The following is a 20,313-nucleotide window of genomic DNA, read 5'->3' on the forward strand; positions in this document are numbered from 1 at the left end:
GCGAGCGAAAGTGTTCTCTAGGGGTCTTTGCCTGCCGATGGCGGCATCCGCATCATGCTTCTCCTTGCACCGATGCCGGCCCAGCGTGCTCTGTTTTGCGATCGGCTGCGACCGGCGAGACGATTCCGTCCCCCAGCATCCGTTTTCGATAGCTGCTCGGCCGCCGCTGAACTGCGACGCCGACGTCCCCGTCAGTGGCAATGCGACCGACGCGCGGGGGGCGGTCCGAAGGGCGCGCGGACGATCTTCGATGATTGGCGGAGAGCAGCTTTGGCCGAGTAGGTTCCCGTTTCGAAGGCGGCTATGGTCGGACTTCTCTCCCCGGTGAAATGTCCGTCGCGGACCTTCACGGCGAGCGGGAAGCCGCCATCAGAGAGCCGTTCGCGGCGTTTCCGGGGCCTCGATTGAACCTGCGGCGCGTTGAAAAGAAAAGGTCTGATATGTGGCAGTGGTTGGTGAACGTGCTGCGAGACAACCCGGCCATCGCGGTGTTCCTGTCCCTTGCCATCGGCTCCTCCATCGGCAGGGTCTCGTACAGGGGCATCGGGCTTGGCGCGGTGACCGGCACCTTGCTGACAGCGCTTGTGATCGGGCAGCTCGATATCACCATCTCGAACGATGTCCGCGCGATTTTCTTCCTGCTGTTCCTGTTCGCCATCGGCTACAGCGTCGGGCCGCAATTCGTCCAGGGCGTGGCCAGGAACGGCCTGCCGCAGGCGGCGTTCACGATCATCATCTGCGCGCTGTGTCTGGGCACCGCATGGCTGTCGGCGAAATTCGCGGGCTATGACGCGGGCTTCGCGGCGGGGCTGTTCGCGGGCGCCAATACAATCTCTTCCGCCCTGGCACTCTCGGTCGATGCCATCGAACAGATGGGCCGGCCGGCTGAAGAAACGCAGGCGCTGGTCAATGCCATCCCGACCGCCTTCGCGATGACCTATATCTTCGGCACCATCGGCGCGACGCTCATCATCGCGCTCCTCGGTCCGAAGCTGCTCGGGATCAACCTCATCGCGGCCTGCAAGGCCTATGAGATCAGGATGGGCGGCCATGTCGGCCAGGGCAGTGGTCGCTCGGCCTGGCACGACTTCATCGTGCGCGCCTATCGCGTCGGGCCGGACAGCGCCTTTATCGGACAAACCGCGTCCCAGATCGAGGCGGGCTTCCATCACCAGCAGCTCTTCATCGAAAGGGTACGGCGCGACGACGCGATCTTCGATGCGGTCGCCGACACCGTCGTGCAGAGCGGAGACGTCATCGCCATCGCCGGACCGCACCGGCATATTCTCAGGCAGTTCGGCCACACCCTCGAGGAGGTCGAGGATCCGGACCTGCTCGACGTGCCGATCGAAGGCGTCGACGTCCTGCTGACCAACCGCGCCTTCGACGGCAAGACCCTCGCCGATCTGGCGGATCAGCCCAGCGTGCGCGGCCTCGTCCTGCGGCGCATCCGCCGCGGCGCGACCGGCGTGGACATCCCGATCCTGCCGGCGACCGAGCTGCACCGCGGCGACGTGCTCACCGTGCTCGGACGGCCCAAGGATATCTCCGCGGCGCTGACGAAATTCGGCCGCGCCGACCGCTCCACCGACGAGACCGATGTCGGCTTCGTCGGCGGGGCGATCGTGGCGGGCGCCCTCATCGGCACGCTGGTCTGGCATATCGGCGCGGTGCCGATCACGCTGTCATCCTCCGGCGGCGTTCTCATCGCCGGCATTGCGGCAGGCTGGCTCCGCGCGGTTCATCCGACCTTCGGCCGGATCCCTCCGGCGGCGGGCTGGCTGATGAACGCCCTGGGTCTGAACATCTTCATCGCCGTCGTCGGGCTGTCGTCCGGCCCGAGCTTCGTGGCGGGCGCCGAGCAACTGGGCGCGAGCCTTTTTCTCTGGGGCGTCGTGGCGACATCCGTTCCCTTGATTCTCAGCCTCTATATCGGCCGATACCTGTTCCGCTTCGACGACGCGATCCTGCTCGGCTGCTGCGCCGGGGCGAGGGCCTCGACGGCGACCCTCGGCATGCTGACCGAGCAGGCGCGGAGCCAGGTGCCGGCTCTCGGATTCACGGTGACCTGCGCCGTGGGCAACACCCTGCTGACGATCGGCGGCATCTTCATCGTCCTGCTGATGGGATGATCCGATATGACCTCAGCGCAAGTCCGTCTGTTGCGGATTGGCTCCAGTCAACAATCGATAGAATCTTCAACGACCTAGATGGTTTCAGATGATTCTGTCTAAGCCGTATTTGCTCTACCGCAGGAGCAATTGATCCGGAGTATCCCGCGAGGTCATCGCGCCCAGGACGAAGGCGAGGTTCGAGGCCGCCACAAGCGCAGCCGCATGGGCGTCGGCACGGGCCTGACGCGCGTCCAGGAGACCCGTATCGGCCGCAGTTGCGGCGGTGATCGTGCCGAGCCCGTTGCGATAGGCGTCCAGCGCGGCATCATAGGTGATCGTCGCAGCCTCCGTCAGGCGCGTCGCCGCCTGGTAGGATTGCAGCGCGGAGCGGACGGCGTTGGAGGCGACCACCATCTCGCGGACGGCTTCCTGCTGGGTCTTCTTGAAGATGTCATGCGCGGCGGACACGCGCGATTGGGCCGCGCGCAGGTTGGCGCTGCGCACACCCGCGTCGTAGAGCGGCATGGTGGCCCCGACGAGCACGCCGGTCGCCGAGGTCTGCTGTCCAATCGTCGGGAGGCCGCTGGCGTTGAAGCTGCCGCTTCCCGTCGCCAATCCACCGGCCACGAAGACCTTCGGCAGGACATCAGCCTTGGCGGCCTCGACCCCGGCCTCGCTCGCCTTGATGGTCGCGTAGCTCGCGAGCACGTCCGGCCGGCGCACAAGCGCCAGCTTGATCATATCCTCCATGGGCATGCTGACCGGCGACGGCAGACGGCGGTTGCCGGCGCTGGCCACCTTGATGGACAGCGTCGGCGACACGCCCATTGCGGCGAGCAAGGCCTGATAGGCATCGCGCTCCTGCCCCTCCGCGACGACGCGGCGCAACTCCGACTGCGCGACCTGCTGACGCGCCTGGGCCACTTCGACCGTCGTCCCGAGGCCGCCCTTCTCGCGCTGCACGGCGGCGTCAAGGATGGCGCGGCTGTTGCGCAGCGTCTGATCGGCGATCTCCATCCGGGTCCGTGCCGCGCCATATTGATAGTAGGTGCGGGTCACGTCGAAGATCAGCTTCTGATGGGATGCGTTGAACATCACATTGGCCGCGAGCGAGACCTGCCTGGCAGCGTCGACGACGGCGCTGCGCTGGCCGAAGTCGAACATCAGCCACTGCAGCGCGACAGACGAGGACACCCCGCGGGCGGTGGTGTTGAGATAGCGCTGGACGCCCAGCGCCTGGACGGGCGTATCGGTGTTCTGGACACCACCAACCGCATTCGCCGTGATCAACGGCAGGAATGTCGCCTCGGCGATGCCGACCGCCAGGGCGGACTGCCGCGCCTGTTCCCAGGCGATCCGCGTGACGGGATTGTTGCGCGCCGCGATGTCGATCAGTTCCGGGAGCTGATAGACCTTGCCTGCCTGGGTTTGCGGCGGCGGCGGCAGCTCGGCGACGGCCGCATTGCCCAGAACGGAAAAGTCGCGCACGGACGCACCGGCGCCCTGGCTCGCATCCGATCGCGGCAGAAGGCTGCTGCCGGTCGTGTTGCCCGGCGTCCATGGCTGCGAGGGAGACGATGGGGCCAGGCTCTCGGCGTTCTGCGCGCATCCGGCAAGTGCAACGCTCACAACCACACAGGCAAAGCTGAAGCCCCGGCTGGCGCAAAGGCTCATCTTACATTTATGCGCCATCACGCCCCAGTCCGGCCAGCAGATCCTCTATCCGATCGATATGTTCTGACACTGTATTACACGGCTGCATGTCGCGCCGTAAATGTTCCCCGTCGTTTTTTTGGCCGCGTGGTCGGCCATCGGACACGGGCCTATCAACAACAGCATGCGACAGCCGGGTGAATCGCTCCGCCAGCAGCGCGCGGTCTTCCGGCGCGGATCCCACCGCGGCAAGGCCGGCCTCCGCGCTCTCCGGGTCGCTGTCCTTGCCGGCGGAGGCGTGCAGAATGAACAGCTTGGGGGTGAGAGCCTCGGCCTCGGCCAGAACCATCCGCAGGCGCTCGGCCTCAGCATCGCTCGGGCGCAGGCGGCGCGGTTCGAACAGCGCCAGGGCGAGGCTGTTCGCGGCTGCCGCAATCTCGCTCTCGGCCTCAGAGGCGTCGCTCGCCGCAGCCGACGTCTCGTCAGGCGCGCGTCGGGCCAGTTGCGCCAGGGCTGCAAAGGCAGAGGCCAGCCGAAGCTTGACACCATGGGTGACGCTGACCGGCCATATCTGCGTGAAGACGAGATAGACCATGACATTGCCGAGCAGGATGCCGATGATGCGATCCCGCGCGGAATCCATATCGATGCTCGGCTCGAAGCCCTGCAGGATGGTCAGGAGGAAGGCGAGCCCGATCTGCACGCCGCCATAGGAGATCCGTTCACTGCCGGAGGAAACCCAGGCCGCCGGCAGGATGCCGAGAAAGACAAGAACCATCAGCCCGCCAACCGACGTGATCTGCGGGATGACGAAGAGGATCGCCGCAATGCCCATGGCCGCGCCGATGAGACAGCCTACGATACGCAGCGCGAGCTTGTGGACCGTCTCCGCCGTCGTGCCGAGGGCCGCGACGAAACAGGTGATCATCGCCGTGTGGATGCCCTGCCAATCGATGCCGGTGTAGATGAGATAGCAGGCCATGGCCGCGGCCGCGGTCTTCAAGGCAAAGCGCTGGTGGTCGGGATTGCTCAAGGCATCAGCTGCGAAGAAGGGCTCCTGTGGCATGGGCGCCCATGTCTTCGCTGGCGCGGCCAGTGCGCCGACGGCTCGAGCAGCCTCACGCGCCGCAGGATCGGTGGCCTCCGTCAGGACCGCCCGATCCGCTTCCCGCGGCGCCTGGTGCGAGAGCGCCTCGGCCGCACGTTGGCATTCGGCCGCAAGACGGGCGCGCCATTCCGGCGCGAGCGCTTGCGGAAGGGCGGCGATCGCCAGCAGGAGCCGATAGCTGCTGTCGACCGCCTGGGACAGCCCCATGCCTGCTGCCGCCGGCGCGTAGTGGAACAGGCGCACCAGCATCGCCATCTGCTGCTGTTCGCCGTTGCCCTCCCGCAGGAGGCGTCGCATTGCGAGCGTGTTGTCGCTCCGGAGCGCGTCCGCGGCCGTCTCCAGCCGCTCGCGCAACGACGACCGGAGCAGCCGATCCGGCGTCCACCCCAGAACCAGGTTGAACACGAGCATCAGGGCCATCGGCATCGTGACCATCTGCCAGGCGTAGAGAAGCCCGCGCGTTGCCGCCTCCCCGACCGGCACGTCACTCGTCAGGCTGAGGGCGAATGTGACAACGAGCGCCATGTCCGACCCGAGCGGGCCGAGGCGGCTGACGGATCCGAGGAACACCAGCAGGAAGGCGGCGAGAGCCATCGTGGCGAGGCGCAAGGCCGGGATGTCGATCGTCCATTGCACCAGGACGAGAACGACGGCCACGACGATAGTCACCAGGATGGTCGCCCCGATCGCCAGTGCGATATTCACGGCCGCATTGGGCTTCATGAGATAGATGACGAGGTAGCAACCGATCGCGGGCTCGGGAATCTTGTAGAGCATCGCGACCGCGGCCACGAGGGCGCAGAGCAGCGCGATCCGCCATGTCATTCCGGAACGCCCGGGAAAGGGTTCCAGGTCGCGCCGCACCTGACGAATGATCCCGCCGAGCATGCGTCAGCAGCGTCTGTCGTTATGGACGATGACGACCGCGGATGCGCCGACGCGCATCAGATCCTCCGGGGGCTGATCGAGCCTGATCCGGACGGGGAAGCGTTGCGACACCCGCACCCAGTTCAAGGTCTTCGGCACATAAGGCAGGTTGCGCGGGATCGGCAGCATTTCGTCCGAACTCACGCCCCAGCCGATGCCCTCGACAACACCCGGCATGGCGACGGAGCGGTCCGCCATCGCATAGACCGTCGCACAGCGCCCCACGGCGATGTTTTGCAGTTCGGTCTCCAGGAACGCGGCCGAAGCGAACCAGTGATCCGTGTCGATGAGCGTGAAGACCGACTGGCCGGTGATGACGAATTCCCCGGTCGCCGTCGTCAAGCCGACGACCAGCCCGTCATGGGGCGCCCTGATCTCGGTCTCGGCGAGATTGCGCTTGGCCAGCGCCAGGGCCGCCCTGCGCGCCTGCACCAGAGCCTCGGCGGCATCCGCGCTGTTCACCAGCGCATCGGCAGCCTCGACCTGAACGAGCGCCTGTTTGAGGCTGACCTCGGCATCGCGCTTGGCGGTCGCGGCATCGTCGACCTGTTGCGCGGTGACATATCCCTTCGGCCTGAGCGCGACGAGACGCTCGAGGGTCTGCGTCGCGAGAGCGAGATTGGCACGCGCGCGCACCACCTGCTCGCCGGCGATCGTCGCGTTCGACGCCTCGGCGCGGATCGTGCGCTTCTGGGTGGCGAGGGCGGCCTCGGCGATGTGCAGATCCGCCGTGGCCTGGTCGACGGCGATGGCATAGGCCGCGGGATCGATCGAAAACAGGAGGTCGCCCTTCTTGACGCGGCTGTTCTCCTTGACCGGCAGCTGGATGATACGCCCCGGCACGATCGAGGATATGTGCACGAGATTGGCCTGCAGGACCGCGTCCTCGGACATCGGATTGCTGTCCGCCCTGTTGAGATAGCGCCACCCCAGCACCGCCGCAGCAACCACGATGACGACCGCTATGAGGCCGCCTAAGGCCGTGGACCGTCCTTTACCGTCCGAAGCGCCCATGGTCAGCGTCCGAAAACGAAGCGCGAGACCGCAAAGGCGATCGCCAGGGCGAGGCAGACATAGACCAGCAATCTCCACGGAAGGACGTCATCGATGCCGATCGGGATGAAGATCACGCGGATCACGACGGCGCCAAGAATACCGGCGACCGCACAGGCAAGCCACGCCGGAAAATAAGCGCCGAAGAGCGGAAGTGAGGGCGCGCCCACGGATGTGCAGCCAGCCAGGGGAAGACAAGCCGCAAGTATCAACCGATTGAAGGACATGGTACTCACGACTACCCACCGCGACGAAGCCCGCAGCCCGCCTGCTTTGCTGGATCAAGGCTAACGTCGGCGACGCGCGCCTACAACCCGGCTCTCCCACCGCGATCTTTTTTCCCACAGGCGATATGTGTGCTTTCAGCTCCTGTCGTGGGAGCAATGAAGACATCATCGCTCTATAAAACTAGTCTCGGCAATGGGAGGTGGAGTTGGAAGCGCGTTGCTCGATTGTACGTTTTACACCTGAGGCATGTTTGCACTAAGCTTGTGGTGACCATCTCCGTCCCCTAGAAATACGAGAACCTCCGAGGATCGAGACAGGCACTGTGACGATCGGCAACGAGCGACGCACCAAGACGACGGCTGACCGGCCTTCCGGCTGGCTGCGGAATCTCGCACGCCTGAACCCGCGGGCGCCCTGGCCGTGGCGCCATTCGATCCGTATGGCGATCGCGGTGGCTGTGCCGCTGCTCGTCGGCCATTTCAGCGGCTACAGGGAGCCCGCCCTGCTGGTCTGCCTGGGCGCCTTTCTCAACTCCATCAAAGTCCAGTCCGATCCCTACCGCGCACGGCTGGCAAAGCTCGCCATCGCGGCGCCTATCGCGGGGCTCGGCTACGTTCTTGGTACGGCTGCGGCCGGACACGGCGCACTTTCCATTCTGCTGCTCATGGCCGTGGCATTCGGGTCCGGGATCATCAGCGGCTACGGCGCGGCGCTGTCCACCGCCGCCATGCAGATGCTGGTCCTCGCCATTATCGGAGCGAGCGAACATTCCGGCGCCCCCCTCTGGTTGCCACCGCTGCTCTTCATGGCAGGCGCGGCTTTTGCGGCTGCTCTCATAGGCTGCGAGGCCCTGATCGATCGGCGCCATCCGGAGCGGGTCGCTATCGCGCATGTCATCGGCGCGATGATCCATCTGGCCAATGTGAAGGCGCAAACACCCACGACACAGAAACGTAGCGACACCTCCACACCCGTGGAAATCGCCCGGCGCAGCCTCACGGACGTCATCGCCAAGGGTTTCGCGGGACTGCTCAATGTGCGCCGCGGCAACGAGGGGCAGTCCGCGGCAGAGGAGCGAAAAGCCGCATTGCTCTCGACCATTGAACTGATGTCCGCGGAGATCGTGGGGAGCAGGTCGCCCCCCGCCGTCCTGCGCGCCATCGCCGAACGACTGGAGCGGATTCAGCACGCGCTCGTCGGCCGTCAGGGGCGCCCCTCCCTGGCCGGCGAAACGCCCGCTCACGACGTCCTGTTCAACTTTGCGGACCGGCTGGCGGACGAGATCTGGCCGGCTTCCGCCGAATCTTCGGCGCAGGCGGGGCCGGGGAAGATCTATCGCCCCGCGCACGACCTGACGCGCTGGCTCACCATCCGGTCCTATCAGGCTCTGTTGGGCAGGCTCACGCTGGGACGCGAGGTCGTCCTGGCCGCGCTGCAACTGTCGCTGTGCATCGGCATCGCGCTTGTCGTGCAGCACACAGCCCCGGGCGATCGCTCCTACTGGATCCCGCTGACGGTCGCGATCGTCCTCAAGCCCGACTTCGGATCGGTTTTCGTCCGCGCGGTTCAGCGCAGCATCGGAACCGTCGCCGGCGTGGTCATAGGCGTTACCCTCATGGCCTTGCTGCCAAAGGGCCTGATCCTGATCGCCATCCTCATCGCGCTTGCCGCGGCGATTCCCTGGGCCGGTTTGCGCGGCTATGCACTGCAATGCACCATCCTGACGCCGTTCGTCCTTCTCCTGATCGACGTGAGCGTGGTTGGGCCGACCGTCGACTACGCGATTGAGCGGCTCGTCGATACGATTATGGGCGCGGCGATTGCCCTCGTCTTCGGCTATCTCATCTGGCCGCGGTCACCACAGGGCCATTTCCGCAAGTCCTTCGCAGCCGCCCTGCAGGCGGTTGCGGCCTATCTCGACATGGCCGGAAAGGTCACAACCGCGGGATATGAAGCGATGCTGCCCGCGCGGCGCCGCGCCTATCACAGCCTGTCCAATGTCCGCACCAGTCTCCAGCGTGCCCTGTCCGAGCCGCCTCCGGCCAGCAGCGAAGCGGCGGCCTGGTATCCACTCATCGTCAATGCCGAGAGGCTTTGCGACCACATCACGTATTTTGCCGAGTTACAGCGGGAAAGAACGCGCACACCTATCAAACAGGAGATTGCCGCGCGTGTTGCCCTCCTGCAGGATATGGCAGTATTCGTTGCCGCTGAGAACCACATGCCGAACTTGCCTGCCGGTTTGCTGTCGTCCCGGGCGGACGAGACCAGCGCGATCGTCGATATCGACTTCGAGATTTCGCGCCTGCTCCATCTCCTCGAGGCCGTGCAGCCCGGCAGGCGCAAGCGCATCCGAAGCCGGCGAGCCTTGCGGCCCGATTCAGCCGGACAAGGCGCGTGAGCCGCGTGTCGTCAGCCCCACTGCCCCGTGATGGACGAGATGCGCCACCAACGCCAGGCGCAGCTGACGGGCCAATCGCATTCGGAATCAAACCCCCGACATCGACATCCCGCAGGCAACGAGGCAGGCGATGGGTTTTCTCACAGATTACTTCGAAGCCATTGACATCATTGCGCTTGTGGCCCTGCTCGGCCTGGCCGCCGTCGCGTTTTCACGACGCGGCGGCATCTGGGTGGTGATCCTTTGTGCCGTCGTCGCCTTCTGGGCGGCGGTCCGGATTTTCAACATCCTCTAGCAGTGGTCGTTTCTCAATGCGCATCGCACACAGCGGGCCACCTTCCCCGCGATCCATCGAATAGACAAAGAAGAAATGAAAGATTGCCATCCTCCGGCATCTAAAATGACCTGTTCGACTTGCGATGGACAGCTTTTGTGTTGCTTAGAGGTGCGGCTTTAGCTAGCGTGTGGGTAACATGATGCGACCATGGTGAGCGAACAATTGGTTAATGCGTCAAGCGCGACTCGCGGAGTCGGCGGCGTGTTATTGATTGGTGTCACTTGCCGGACGTCATGTGGAGCATCTTCACTCGACGTTCGCTTGACTATCCGCTGTGGACACAGGCTGTCATTAAGCGAGATTATCGTGGCAACGTCGCGTATGATCCATCATCAGTGCGGCTGTAACATGTTTGGAGGCGATGATGCATTTGACACCGCGGGAGTTCGACAAGCTGCTGATCCACACGATGGCGGACGTTGCGCTGAAGCGCAAAGCCAAGGGTCTCAAGCTTAATCACCCGGAATCGGTGGCTGTGCTGAGTGCCTATGTTCTCGAGGGCGCGCGCGAGGGCAAGACCGTCGAGGAAGTCATGGACGGCGCCCGCAGCGTCCTCAAGGCCGAGGATGTGATGGAGGGCGTGACCGATCTGATCAAGCTGATTCAGGTGGAAGCCGTGTTCACCGACGGAAGCCGGCTCGTCAGCCTGCATAGCCCCATCGTCTGATCCGCCCGCGCCAAGGCCCGGGCCAAGTCTGATCCACCCGCGCCAAGTCTGATCCACCCGCGCCAAGTCTGATCCGCCAGCGCCAAGTCTGATCCGCCAGCGCCAAGTCTGATCCGCCAGCGCCAAGCGCCGGCAGGCCCTCCAGGGAGGCTCCCTTGTCCAAGACCCCGTTGTCCAAGACCCCGTTACCCAAGACTCCGTCGAAGCCATCCACCCGCGCCGCCAAGACCGCGGCGGCTTCCGCGCCGACGCCCGTCGGCGGCTATGTCCTCGCCAGCGATCCGATCGAGATCAATCCGGGTCGTCCGCGGACCAAGGTCACGGTGCGCAATACCGGCGATCGCCCGATCCAGGTCGGCTCTCATTTCCATTTCTTCGAGACGAACCGATATCTCGCGTTCGACCGCGCGGCCGCCTTCGGCCAGCGCCTCGATATTCCGGCCAACACGGCCGTGCGCTTCGAGCCGGGCGACGAGAAGGACGTGACCCTCGTTCCTTTCGCAGGCAAACAATTTATCAACGGCTTCAACGGCCTGGTGGATGGATGGACGGGAACGGGCCCGACGCCGGGCTATAACCCGAATAGAGATGTGTCGATCGCCAAAGCGGCGGAGCTCGGCTTCAAGTCAGGGGTGCAGACCAAGAAGTCCGCGAAATAAGCCCTTCCATCTTTTCTCCGTTTCGCAAGGTACGCCGCCATGTCGCAAATTTCACGTCAGCAGTACGCGGATCTGTACGGGCCGACCGTCGGTGACAAAATCCGTCTCGGGAACACGGATCTGTATGTCGAGATCGAAAAGGATCTCCGGGCCACCTTCGGGGACGAGCTTCAGTACGGCGGCGGCAAGACCCTGCGCGACGGCATGGGCTCGGACAACCAGCTGACCCAGGAAGCCGGCTGTCTCGACCTCGTCATCACGAATGTCACGGTGCTGGAGCCGACGCTCGGCGTCGTGAAGGCCGACGTCGGCATCCGCAACGGTCGTATCGTCGGCCTCGGCAAGGCCGGCAACCCCTCGACCATGGAGGGCGTGACGCCGGGTCTCGTGACAGGCGCGGCGACCGATGCGATCTCCGGTGAGCATCTCATCCTCACCGCGGGCGGGATGGACACGCATGTCCACTATATCTCGCCGCAGCAGGTCTATGCGGCCCTGTCCAACGGCATCACGACGCTGTGGGGCGGCGGCATCGGCCCCGTCGACGGCTCGAACGGCGTGACGACCACCAACGGTCCTTGGAACATCGAGATGATGCTGCGGTCCATCGAGGGCCTGCCGATCAACATCGGCCTCCTCGGCAAGGGCAACTCGACCGGCAAGGGCCCGATGATCGAGCAGCTCGTGGGCGGCGCTGCCGGCTTCAAGGTCCACGAGGACTATGGGGCGACGCCGTCGGCCATCCGCGCCTGCCTCTCGGTCGCCGACGACTACGACGTCTCGGTCGCCGTCCACACGGACACCCTCAACGAATCCGGCTATGTCGAAGACACCATTGCCGCCTTCGACGGCCGGTCGATCCACACCTTCCATTCCGAAGGCGCGGGCGGCGGCCATGCGCCTGACCTCTTGAAGGTTGTCGGCCAGCGCAACGTGCTCCCGAGCTCGACCAACCCGACGCTGCCCTGCGGGCAGAACTCGGTGGCCGAACTCTTCGACATGATCATGGTCTGCCACAACCTCAACCCGAAGATCCCATCCGACGTCGCCTTCGCGGAAAGCCGCGTCCGCGCGGAGACGATCGTCGCCGAAAGCGTGCTGCACGATCTCGGCGCCATCTCGATGATCGGCAGCGACTCGCAGGCGATGGGCCGCATTGGCGAGACCTTCCTGCGCTCGATCCAGACGGCCGATGCCATGAAGAAGGCGCGCGGTCCGCTGGCGGAAGATGCACCCGGCAACGACAATTTCCGCGTGCTGCGCTATATCGCCAAGGTCACGATCAATCCGTGCATCACCGCCGGTGTCGCCCATGAAGTGGGCTCGATCGCGCCCGGCAAATTTGCCGACCTGGTGCTCTGGGAGCCCGCCTTCTTCGGTGCGAAGCCAAAACTCGTCCTGAAGGGTGGCTTCGTCGCCTGGGCCAATATGGGGGATCCCAATGCCTCCCTGCCCACGCCCCAGCCGATGTACTACCGGCCGATGTTCGGGGCTTTCGGCTCCGCCATGCCAAAGACGTCGCTCACCTTCGTGTCGCGCGCCGCTTATGACGCGAATATCGGCGAGCGCCTGGGTCTCCAGCGTGTGGTCAGCCCGGTCTCCGGGACGCGTGTTCTCGGCAAGCAGCACATGGTCCTCAACGACTACCTGCCGAACATCGACGTGAACTCGGAAACCTTCGCCGTGACCATCGACGGCACGCATGTGACCGTCGAGCCGCCGAAGTCGATCTCGCTCAACCAGCTTTATTTCTTCAGCTAACGTCTGCACGGGCATGCAGCAGAGGCACGCATGATCATTATTGAGAATACGCTTGGCAATCTTTCCGATCCCAAGTGGGCGAAGCTTCTGGAAGGGGCCGCGATCGACTGGCTCGAACTGGACCAGTGGGAAGCGCAGAAGAGCCGCTTGCGCAAGACGACGACGGGGGATGTCGAACTGGCGCTGTCGCTCGATCGCAACTCCCATCTTCACGACGGCGACGTCCTGATGTGGGACGAAGGCAAGCATGCGGCAACGGTGGTGCGCATCCACCTGCGTGAAGTGATGATCATCGATCTCTCCGACGTCGTCGGGGAGAAGGTCGAGAAGATGGTTCAGACGCTGTTCGAGCTCGGACACGCGCTGGGCAACCAGCATTGGCCTGCGATCGTCAAGGAAACCAAGGTCTATGTGCCGTTGACCGTGGACCGCAAGGTCATGTCCTCGGTCATGAAGACCCATGCTTTGCCAGGCGTGCGCTACGAGTTCATGCCCGGTTTGGAGGTCATCCCCTACCTCGCGCCGCATGAGGCGCGCCGTCTCTTCGGCGGGGCGAGCGATACACCGCATTCGCACCACCACGGCGACGGACGCCCGGCGCATGCGCACGGGCACAAGCACGAACATGGGCATGAACACGGGCATGGACATGACCATGGCCATGAGCACGACCATGACCACGACCATGGGCATTGAGCGCCCTTCTGGCCGAACATTGCCGGAGCTGCTGTATCTCCTCCAGTTTGGCGATTCAGCACTTCCCGTAGGCGGTTTCTCCTTCTCGAACGGTCTCGAGTCAGCCATCCAGGAAGGTCTCGTCGACGGGCCCGCAACATTGCGGGCCTATACCGAGACATCGATGTGGCAGGCAGCGACGGGCGACGGGGTCGCCGTCATCTGCGCCCATCGGGCGGCGCAGGCCGGTGATATCGACGCGCTCAAGCACATCGACCGCCTTGTCTTCGAGCGCAAGCTCAACGAGGAAACGCGCCTCATGACGGTGCGCATGGGGCGGAAGCTGTGTGAGCTGTCATCGGTCATCATTGCCGACGGCGCCACGCGCGACTGGTTCGAGCGCATCAAGAGCGGTGACACGCCGGGAACGCATCCCGTCAGTCTGGCGATCACGCTCGCCGCCCTCGGTGCCAATCGTCAGGACGCCTTCGGCGTGCATCAATATGGCGTGGCGACGGCTGTGCTGAGCGCGGCCTTGCGGCTCATGCGCATTTCCTTCGTGGACACGCAGAAGATCCTGCTCGATGTAACGGCCCAGGTCGCGCCCGCCTATGCACGCGTTACGGATGCGACGATCGACGAGATGGCGAGTTTCGCGCCGATGATCGACATTCTGGCGGCGGTGCACGTGAAGGGTCACGTGCGCATGTTCATGAACTGAGAACGGCGGGCAGGTGGCCTGTTCCAGGGCGGAAGCACAGAGCCGTTTTCCGGACAGGCAGGCGGCTCGAAAACAATGGGAAGACCACTCCGATCCGCTCGGGGTGCCCGCTGCGGTCAGCGTCAACAGGGTTTGGACAGATGAAGAAAATTCCTCGCATCGGTATCGGCGGTCCGGTCGGCTCGGGCAAGACCGCGATCATCGAGGCCGTTACCCCCGAGCTGGTGAAGCTCGGCTATCGGATTCTCGTCATCACGAACGACGTCGTGACGACCGAGGATGCGAAGCACGTGCAACGCACCCTGCGGGGTATCCTCCTCGAGGAGCGGATCATCGGCGTCGAGACCGGCGGATGCCCCCACACGGCGGTGCGCGAGGACCCCAGCATGAACCTGGCGGCCGTGGAGGAAATGGAGGCCAAGTTCCCGGATTCCGACCTCGTCCTCATCGAGAGCGGTGGTGACAACCTGACGTTGACCTTCAGCCCCGCGCTCGTGGATTTCTTCATCTACGTCATCGATGTCGCCGCCGGCGACAAGATTCCGCGCAAGAACGGCCCGGGTATCACCCAGTCCGACATTCTCGTGATCAACAAGACCGATCTTGCCCCCTATGTCGGCGCGAGCCTCAAGGTCATGGATGACGATTCGCGCATGATGCGGGGCAAGAAGCCTTTCGTCTTCACCAACTGCAAGACGAATGAAGGTATCGAGGACCTCACGCGCCTGATCCGGGAAAACGTGCTGTTCGAGACCATCTCCGACAAGGCCGGCGTGTAATGATCAGCGGCGCCCGGGAACTGAGGGCCTATCAGGACGAACCCCCTCAGCTGCCCAGCGGATCCTTTGGCAAGAATGCCTATCTGCGGCTCGGCTTCGAGCCGGGCGCGCATCGCACGGTGCTGCGCACCTTGCATCGGCGTGCGCCGCTCATCGTGCAGCAGGCCCTCTACTGGGACGAGGAGATGCCGGGGCTCCCCTGCGTCAGCATCATCTCCAATGCCGGCGGCATCCTGCAGGGCGACCGCAACGTCATCGAGATCGATCTTCAGGCGGATGCGCAGGCGCATGTCACGACGCAATCGGCGACGCGCATCCAGGAAATGGATGCCAACTACGCGAGCCAGACGCAGCTTTTGACGCTCGGCCCGGGCTCCTATCTCGAATATATACCGCGGCCGATCATCCCTCACAGGAACTCGCGCTTCATCCAGACGACGAAGATCGACATCGATCCGACTGCGACCTTGATCTATTCCGAGATCATGATGCCGGGGCGGAAGTATTATCGCGATGGCGAGATCTTCGAATATGAGCTGTTCTCATCGACAGTGACCGCCGGGCGGCCCAGCGGGGAATCCCTCTTCACCGAGAAGTTCGTGCTGCGGCCCAAACTGGACAGGCTGCACGCGCTCGGCGCGATGGGGGATTTCCATGTCTTCGGCAATGTGGTCGTCGTAACGCCGAAAGCCAACGCGGACCAGCTCTTCGAGGCGAACACGCCCGTCTTCGATCGCGAGAACGGCATCGCTCACGGCGTGAGCCGCCTTCCCCACGACGCCGGCCTGGTTTTCAAGGTCCTGGCGATGGAATCGGCGCCGGTCATGGAGACGATCAGAGCGTTCTGGTCCGAGGTAAGGCAGGTCGTCGTCGGCCCGCGTGTCCCGGACAACTTCCTCTGGGCGTGAGCGCTATGCGCCGCGCAAGAGGTAGCAAGGGAAGAGGTTAGCGAGTGGTTCGTCGTCGACATTTGCATCCGCCCGATACCGGCCTCGGAGCAAATGTCGGAGTCAAGAGAACCACTAGCAAGTTATTGGTTCTAGTGGAGCTTTTGAATTTGACATTTGATCTGGAGCTTGATGTCGGGCGGGACTCAAATGTCAAATTCGCTCCACTAGGAAAGAGCAGCCTTTCGGCGCGCTCTTTTCGATACAAGCGCCAACCGGTGTCGGCTCCGGGAGGCAGGTCAACGCACTTAGCTCCGCCGCGCCGGTCAGGCGACGGGCGCGAGCCATAGGCTGGCGTCATGGAAGGGGGCATTATGTCTGAAGCGATCTCCACATGGTCGACATTGGCTTCGCGGAACGCGGCCTTGCGGTTCATCGACGTCAATCTGCGCGGCGCCGGGCAGGTCATCTTCCAGAACAATCCGCTGACGGGGCTGTTCTTCATCGCGGCGATCGCCTGGGGCGCCTACACCGGCGGTCACCTCGACATCATCATCGGCGCCCTCGTCGCTCTCGTCATCGCCACCGCCACCGCGATGCTACTGGAGGCCGATGAGACGTCTCTCAGCCAGGGAATGTTCGGCTTCAACGGCATTCTCGTCGGCGCGGCGGTTCCCACCGTCCTGGCCGATGGGGCCGGGATGTGGTTTATCCTCGTCATCGGCGCCGCCGTCTCGACGGTCGTGATGCTGGCGGTGTCCAAGGTGATGAAGACCTGGGAAGCCCCTGCCCTCACCTTCCCCTTCGTCCTGACCACCTGGTTCCTCGTCCTCGCCGCCTATTCCTTCGGCCAGTTGCCCATCGCGTCCATGGGGCCGCCAGCTTTGCCTCAGGCGGTAACCACCGGCGCGAGCCCCGAGGCTCTGAGTGCCTGGGGCGTCGTTGAGGCCTGGCTCAAGGGTCCGGCGCAGGTGTTCCTCATCAACAATCCGATCAGCGGCGTTCTCATCCTGATCGGCCTCATTGTCAGTTCACCCTGGTCCGCCTTCTTCGCCGCCGTCGGCGCGGCCGTCGCCCTCGCTGTTTCGTTGGGGCTTGGCGCCAGTCTCAGCGACGTGACGGCGGGCCTCTACGGCTTCAGCCCGGTGCTGACCGCTGTCGCCCTGGGATGCGTGTTCTATACGCCGTCCTTGCGCGGAGCCGCCTTCGCGCTGCTCGGCACCATCTTCACCGTCATCGTGCAGGGTGCGCTCGATGCCGGGATCGCGCCAGCGGGCATCCCGACGTTCACGGCGCCCTTCGTCTTCGTGACATGGCTGTTCCTGCTGCCGAAAGCGGATCTGCAACCTCATCCGCATGCGCCGATCAAGGGCGGCATCCTGGACAAGAAAGCTAAATCGTAACGGGCTTCGCCGGCTGAGAACCGGGGTCGATATCCGGCCCGTCCGCGCCTGCTGGATAGGAGATGAGGAACGATGGAAATTGCGTTGCGTGTGCTGGCCGTTCTCGGTGGCGCCCTGCTGCTGATGGTCTATTTTCGGTCGATGGTCGTTGTCACGCTGCTCAATTCACGGTCGAGCGACATCATCGAGCGCAGCGCCCGCCACGGGGCCGTCGCGATCGTTCATAGTGTCATCGGCAAGAAGAACGACCACGACCGCATCCAGCAGGCTCAGGCGTGGATCATGCCGCTGTTCATCCTGACCTGCGTCATCATCTGGTTCCTGCTCGTGCAACTCGCCTTTACCGGCATCCTTTGGGGCCTCCGGATCGAGCCGAATATATGGCGCGCGTTGAGCGCGAGCGGATCCGCTCTCAGCACGCTGGGCTTTCTGACGCCCAGCAACTTCGTCGGCGAGTATCTGGCGATCTTTCAGGCTGCCATCGGCCTTGCCATCGTCATTCTGCTCTTCACCTTCGTTCCGGGCTATCAGGCCTCCGTACAGACGCGCGAACGCAAGGTCGGATGGCTCTACACCCGCACGAACGAAGATCCGACCGCCGAGCGCTTCTTATACTGGCTTCACGGTCCCAGCGGGCAGACGCAGGCTCAGCAGGGATGGGATGACTGGGAAGACTGGTTTCGCTGTGTCCGCGAAACCCATACGCTATCACCCATCCTGGCCTATGTTCCGTCGATCTACAAAGGAAAGTCCTGGGTCGTCGCCGCCTCCACCGTCCTGGACGCGACGTCGCTTGTGATGTCCTGCCTGCAACAGGGCACGCCGGATTCCGTGCGCATGTGCAGGGTTCTGGGAATCAGCACGCTGCAGCTGCTCGCCCTGCAACTGGCCGGGCGCGCTCCGGTCATCGACGAGGAGATCCCCGCCTCCGAGCCGCCCAAGGTGGCGGAGTTCAACCGCGTTTATGACGCCATGGTCAAGGCCGGGCTACCGGTCGCCGAGGACCGGAACCGGTGCCTGCGCCAATATCTCGCATTCCGCGCGGAATACACCCCCTATCTCAAGCAGATCGCCGACGCGACGCTCACGCCGCGCGATCTCCTCGCCACGTAAGGATCAAGCCGGAAACCGATCTGCGGCAACAAAATCGAACTTACATCAGAGTTTGTTTTGCCTTACGGGTTTGGGATAATCCAAATAGACTTGATGCCGCGCCGGCGCTCGGGAGATGGTGATGGTTCTGAATATCGACAAAGACAACGACAGCGGCGAACGCATTTATGAGGAGCGTGAAGCCGTCGCCGTCTTCAACGATGAAAAGGCGTTGAACGCCGCTGTTGACGAGCTGCTGCAGGCGGGCGTGCCGCAGGAAGACTTGAGCCTTCTCGCCGATTCCGCGCGTGTGCAAAGCGGGGCCGTCACCACCGAAGAGCTCGAAGACAAGGACGGGGTCGAGCGCAAGGCCTATGTGTCATCCGACTCGCGTGTTGAAGGTCTGGCTGCGATGGTCGGGGTGCCGGCCTATGTCGCCGGTGCGGGGGCGGCGGCGATCGTTGCCACCGGTGGCGCCGCGCTCATTCCGACGATTGCAGTCGTATGCGGCAGCGGATTGACGGGCGGCGCCCTCGGCCTCGTCTTCGCGCGCGCCTTTGGCCGCCGCCATGCCGAGCGCATTCAGCAGCAGATCCAGGACGGTGGGCTGATCCTCTGGGTTCACGCCGCCGATCCGTCCAAGGACGCCGAGATCGTCGATATCCTGAAGCGCCACAGCGCGCGCGACGTCCATTTCCACGTCGTGAAGCGCAGCTGGGGCGTCGCGGATGTACCGCTCCATGATTTCAATCCGGATCCGCTCCTCAAGTCCTGATTGACCGCGACGGCCGGCCCGGCCCATCGCGACCGCCAACCGAACTTCGATGCGCGCCTGTACCTGCGCAGCACGGTGAGGAAACACGGGATGATGGCACTCGATTTCGCATGGGTCGGTCTGGGCGGAGGCCTCGGCTCGGTCCTTCGATGGGCAATCGGCCGAATGGTCGGCGAGCGCTATCATGGCGGTTTTCCGCTCGCGACGTTTCTGATCAATGTATCCGGTGCCTTTGTCATCGGATACCTGTCGGTCCTGATCGGCGTCGATTGGCGCGACCGCTACAGCACGGCGATCATCGCGGCGGTGCTGACCGGCGGGCTCGGCGGCTACACCACCTTCAGCAGCATGCAGCTCGACGCCGTCAAACTGGCTGCAACGGCACCCCGCCGCGCGCTGTTCTACCTCCTTCTGTCCGTCGGGCTCGGACTGGCAGCCGCCGCTCTCGGCGCCGAGCTCGCCTCTTGGCAGGGATGAGAGGCGCCGATGATCAATTCAATCATTCTGGTCTTCATCGGCGGCGCGATCGGCGCGATTGTCCGCGAGCTGCTGATGCTCGGCACGCCGCATCTTTCCGACAACTTCCCGCTCGATATCCTGGTGGCGAACATCGCCGCCGCCTTCCTCCTCGGCCTTGTCACCGCGCTCCACACGCGCCGGGTGATCAGCGACGATACCAACCTCCTGGTCGGTACCGGCGTCATGGGCGGCCTTTCCACGTTCTCCAGCTTCGTCTACGGCGCGGTCGTGCTGATGGGCGCCTCCACGCAATCCGCGGTCGTCGCAACCATCTATGTCGGCGTCAGCCTCGTCATCGGCTATGGCGCGGTGACGCTGGGCATGAAATGCGGCAAGGGCCGCCAATCCTGAGGGCCGTTGCCGCGATAACCCAGGCCTGCCCGGTTGCCTGAACCGCTAGAGCAAATCCGGCTTAGATGGAATCGTCTGACACCATCTAAGCCGATGAATTTTCTCGTCAATTTTAAGTGGAGCAAGTCCGCAACCGACGGACTTGCTCTAGCTAGAGCATGCTGATTTTATACGGAACCACCGTGTCATTCCGGGGCGGGCCG

Annotated in this window: 19 protein-coding genes; 15 read left to right on the forward strand and 4 right to left on the reverse strand. The window is 64.0% G+C overall.

Translation table 11 applies throughout. From position 1 onward, the window contains the following. The first annotated feature begins 440 nt into the window (after positions 1 to 440). Positions 441 to 2,132 carry an aspartate-alanine antiporter gene (gene aspT, locus C7450_RS09585; RefSeq protein WP_110374204.1) on the forward strand — a complete coding sequence of 564 codons (1,692 nt, stop codon included), beginning with the start codon at positions 441 to 443 and terminating at the stop codon, positions 2,130 to 2,132. A gap of 114 nt (positions 2,133 to 2,246) precedes the next feature. On the opposite strand, the gene C7450_RS09590 is transcribed toward aspT, so the two are convergent. From C7450_RS09590 to C7450_RS09605, 4 genes are all read right to left on the reverse strand, one after another. Further along, the gene (locus tag C7450_RS09590) at positions 2,247 to 3,788 is read right to left on the reverse strand and encodes a TolC family protein (protein WP_210206409.1); all 1,542 of its coding nucleotides are present in this window, start codon (positions 3,786 to 3,788) and stop codon (positions 2,247 to 2,249) included. A 7-nt stretch (positions 3,789 to 3,795) separates the two neighbouring features. After that, a complete protein-coding gene (locus C7450_RS09595) occupies positions 3,796 to 5,700 on the reverse strand; it encodes an FUSC family protein (protein WP_245449563.1) in 1,905 nt (634 codons plus the stop codon). A gap of 66 nt (positions 5,701 to 5,766) precedes the next feature. Next, positions 5,767 to 6,816, reverse strand: coding sequence for a multidrug transporter subunit MdtN (mdtN, locus tag C7450_RS09600; RefSeq protein ID WP_110374207.1), 1,050 nt, complete (start codon positions 6,814 to 6,816; stop codon positions 5,767 to 5,769). A 2-nt stretch (positions 6,817 to 6,818) separates the two neighbouring features. Beyond that, complete coding sequence (locus C7450_RS09605; RefSeq protein WP_110374208.1) at positions 6,819 to 7,082, reverse strand: YtcA family lipoprotein; 264 nt, start codon at positions 7,080 to 7,082, stop codon at positions 6,819 to 6,821. Positions 7,083 to 7,405: 323 nt separating this feature from the next. Here C7450_RS09605 and C7450_RS09610 point away from each other — a divergent pair, with 323 nt between their 5' ends. From C7450_RS09610 to C7450_RS09670, 14 genes are all read left to right on the forward strand, one after another. Next, entirely contained in the window at positions 7,406 to 9,484 is a 2,079-nt protein-coding gene (locus tag C7450_RS09610) for an FUSC family protein (RefSeq protein WP_110374209.1), read from the forward strand. A gap of 130 nt (positions 9,485 to 9,614) precedes the next feature. Continuing rightward, entirely contained in the window at positions 9,615 to 9,779 is a 165-nt protein-coding gene (locus tag C7450_RS33910) for a hypothetical protein (RefSeq protein ID WP_170147161.1), read from the forward strand. Positions 9,780 to 10,185: 406 nt separating this feature from the next. Continuing rightward, positions 10,186 to 10,488 (forward strand): urease subunit gamma, encoded by a 303-nt coding sequence (locus C7450_RS09615; protein WP_110374305.1) that lies wholly within the window; start codon positions 10,186 to 10,188, stop codon positions 10,486 to 10,488. A gap of 170 nt (positions 10,489 to 10,658) precedes the next feature. Next, a complete protein-coding gene (locus tag C7450_RS09620) occupies positions 10,659 to 11,147 on the forward strand; it encodes an urease subunit beta (protein WP_110374306.1) in 489 nt (162 codons plus the stop codon). Positions 11,148 to 11,186: 39 nt separating this feature from the next. Beyond that, positions 11,187 to 12,908, forward strand: a complete 1,722-nt coding sequence (locus C7450_RS09625; protein ID WP_110374210.1) for an urease subunit alpha — start codon at positions 11,187 to 11,189, stop codon at positions 12,906 to 12,908. A gap of 30 nt (positions 12,909 to 12,938) precedes the next feature. Beyond that, the gene (locus C7450_RS09630) at positions 12,939 to 13,604 is read left to right on the forward strand and encodes an urease accessory protein UreE (protein ID WP_110374211.1); all 666 of its coding nucleotides are present in this window, start codon (positions 12,939 to 12,941) and stop codon (positions 13,602 to 13,604) included. Beyond that, positions 13,570 to 14,304 (forward strand): urease accessory protein UreF, encoded by a 735-nt coding sequence (locus C7450_RS09635; protein WP_410369505.1) that lies wholly within the window; start codon positions 13,570 to 13,572, stop codon positions 14,302 to 14,304. Before C7450_RS09630 ends, C7450_RS09635 begins: the two co-directional genes overlap by 35 nt. Before the next feature lie 140 nt (positions 14,305 to 14,444). Beyond that, entirely contained in the window at positions 14,445 to 15,083 is a 639-nt protein-coding gene (gene ureG, locus C7450_RS09640; RefSeq protein WP_110374212.1) for an urease accessory protein UreG, read from the forward strand. Then, positions 15,083 to 15,991, forward strand: a complete 909-nt coding sequence (locus C7450_RS09645; RefSeq protein ID WP_110374213.1) for an urease accessory protein UreD — start codon at positions 15,083 to 15,085, stop codon at positions 15,989 to 15,991. The genes ureG and C7450_RS09645 overlap by 1 nt, the downstream gene beginning before the upstream one ends. A gap of 353 nt (positions 15,992 to 16,344) precedes the next feature. Next, positions 16,345 to 17,373 (forward strand): urea transporter, encoded by a 1,029-nt coding sequence (yut, locus tag C7450_RS09650; RefSeq protein ID WP_110374214.1) that lies wholly within the window; start codon positions 16,345 to 16,347, stop codon positions 17,371 to 17,373. Positions 17,374 to 17,445: 72 nt separating this feature from the next. Further along, complete coding sequence (locus tag C7450_RS09655; RefSeq protein WP_110374215.1) at positions 17,446 to 18,486, forward strand: hypothetical protein; 1,041 nt, start codon at positions 17,446 to 17,448, stop codon at positions 18,484 to 18,486. A gap of 121 nt (positions 18,487 to 18,607) precedes the next feature. Then, on the forward strand, positions 18,608 to 19,240 hold the full coding sequence (locus tag C7450_RS09660) for a hypothetical protein (protein ID WP_110374308.1): 633 nt from the start codon (positions 18,608 to 18,610) through the stop codon (positions 19,238 to 19,240). Between the two features lie 90 nt (positions 19,241 to 19,330). Beyond that, positions 19,331 to 19,717, forward strand: a complete 387-nt coding sequence (locus tag C7450_RS09665) for a fluoride efflux transporter FluC (RefSeq protein ID WP_110374309.1) — start codon at positions 19,331 to 19,333, stop codon at positions 19,715 to 19,717. A gap of 9 nt (positions 19,718 to 19,726) precedes the next feature. After that, a complete protein-coding gene (locus C7450_RS09670) occupies positions 19,727 to 20,110 on the forward strand; it encodes a CrcB family protein (RefSeq protein WP_110374216.1) in 384 nt (127 codons plus the stop codon). Positions 20,111 to 20,313: the final 203 nt, after the last annotated feature.

The sequence above is a fragment of the Chelatococcus asaccharovorans genome (assembly GCF_003201475.1).
Classification (GTDB): Bacteria; Pseudomonadota; Alphaproteobacteria; order Rhizobiales; family Beijerinckiaceae; genus Chelatococcus; species Chelatococcus asaccharovorans.

Coding starts and splice junctions, on each gene's coding strand:
- C7450_RS09625 (WP_110374210.1), top strand. CDS start 11,187: ATGTCGCAAATTTCACGTCAGCAGTACGCGGATCTGTACGGGCCGACC.
- ureG (WP_110374212.1), top strand. CDS start 14,445: ATGAAGAAAATTCCTCGCATCGGTATCGGCGGTCCGGTCGGCTCGGGC.
- C7450_RS09630 (WP_110374211.1), top strand. CDS start 12,939: ATGATCATTATTGAGAATACGCTTGGCAATCTTTCCGATCCCAAGTGG.
- yut (WP_110374214.1), top strand. CDS start 16,345: ATGTCTGAAGCGATCTCCACATGGTCGACATTGGCTTCGCGGAACGCG.
- C7450_RS09635 (WP_410369505.1), top strand. CDS start 13,570: ATGAGCACGACCATGACCACGACCATGGGCATTGAGCGCCCTTCTGGC.
- C7450_RS09645 (WP_110374213.1), top strand. CDS start 15,083: ATGATCAGCGGCGCCCGGGAACTGAGGGCCTATCAGGACGAACCCCCT.
- C7450_RS09590 (WP_210206409.1), bottom strand. CDS start 3,788: ATGAGCCTTTGCGCCAGCCGGGGCTTCAGCTTTGCCTGTGTGGTTGTG.
- C7450_RS09670 (WP_110374216.1), top strand. CDS start 19,727: ATGATCAATTCAATCATTCTGGTCTTCATCGGCGGCGCGATCGGCGCG.
- C7450_RS09660 (WP_110374308.1), top strand. CDS start 18,608: ATGGTTCTGAATATCGACAAAGACAACGACAGCGGCGAACGCATTTAT.
- mdtN (WP_110374207.1), bottom strand. CDS start 6,816: ATGGGCGCTTCGGACGGTAAAGGACGGTCCACGGCCTTAGGCGGCCTC.
- C7450_RS33910 (WP_170147161.1), top strand. CDS start 9,615: ATGGGTTTTCTCACAGATTACTTCGAAGCCATTGACATCATTGCGCTT.
- C7450_RS09655 (WP_110374215.1), top strand. CDS start 17,446: ATGGAAATTGCGTTGCGTGTGCTGGCCGTTCTCGGTGGCGCCCTGCTG.
- C7450_RS09595 (WP_245449563.1), bottom strand. CDS start 5,700: ATGACATGGCGGATCGCGCTGCTCTGCGCCCTCGTGGCCGCGGTCGCG.
- C7450_RS09615 (WP_110374305.1), top strand. CDS start 10,186: ATGCATTTGACACCGCGGGAGTTCGACAAGCTGCTGATCCACACGATG.
- C7450_RS09665 (WP_110374309.1), top strand. CDS start 19,331: ATGATGGCACTCGATTTCGCATGGGTCGGTCTGGGCGGAGGCCTCGGC.
- C7450_RS09605 (WP_110374208.1), bottom strand. CDS start 7,082: ATGTCCTTCAATCGGTTGATACTTGCGGCTTGTCTTCCCCTGGCTGGC.
- aspT (WP_110374204.1), top strand. CDS start 441: ATGTGGCAGTGGTTGGTGAACGTGCTGCGAGACAACCCGGCCATCGCG.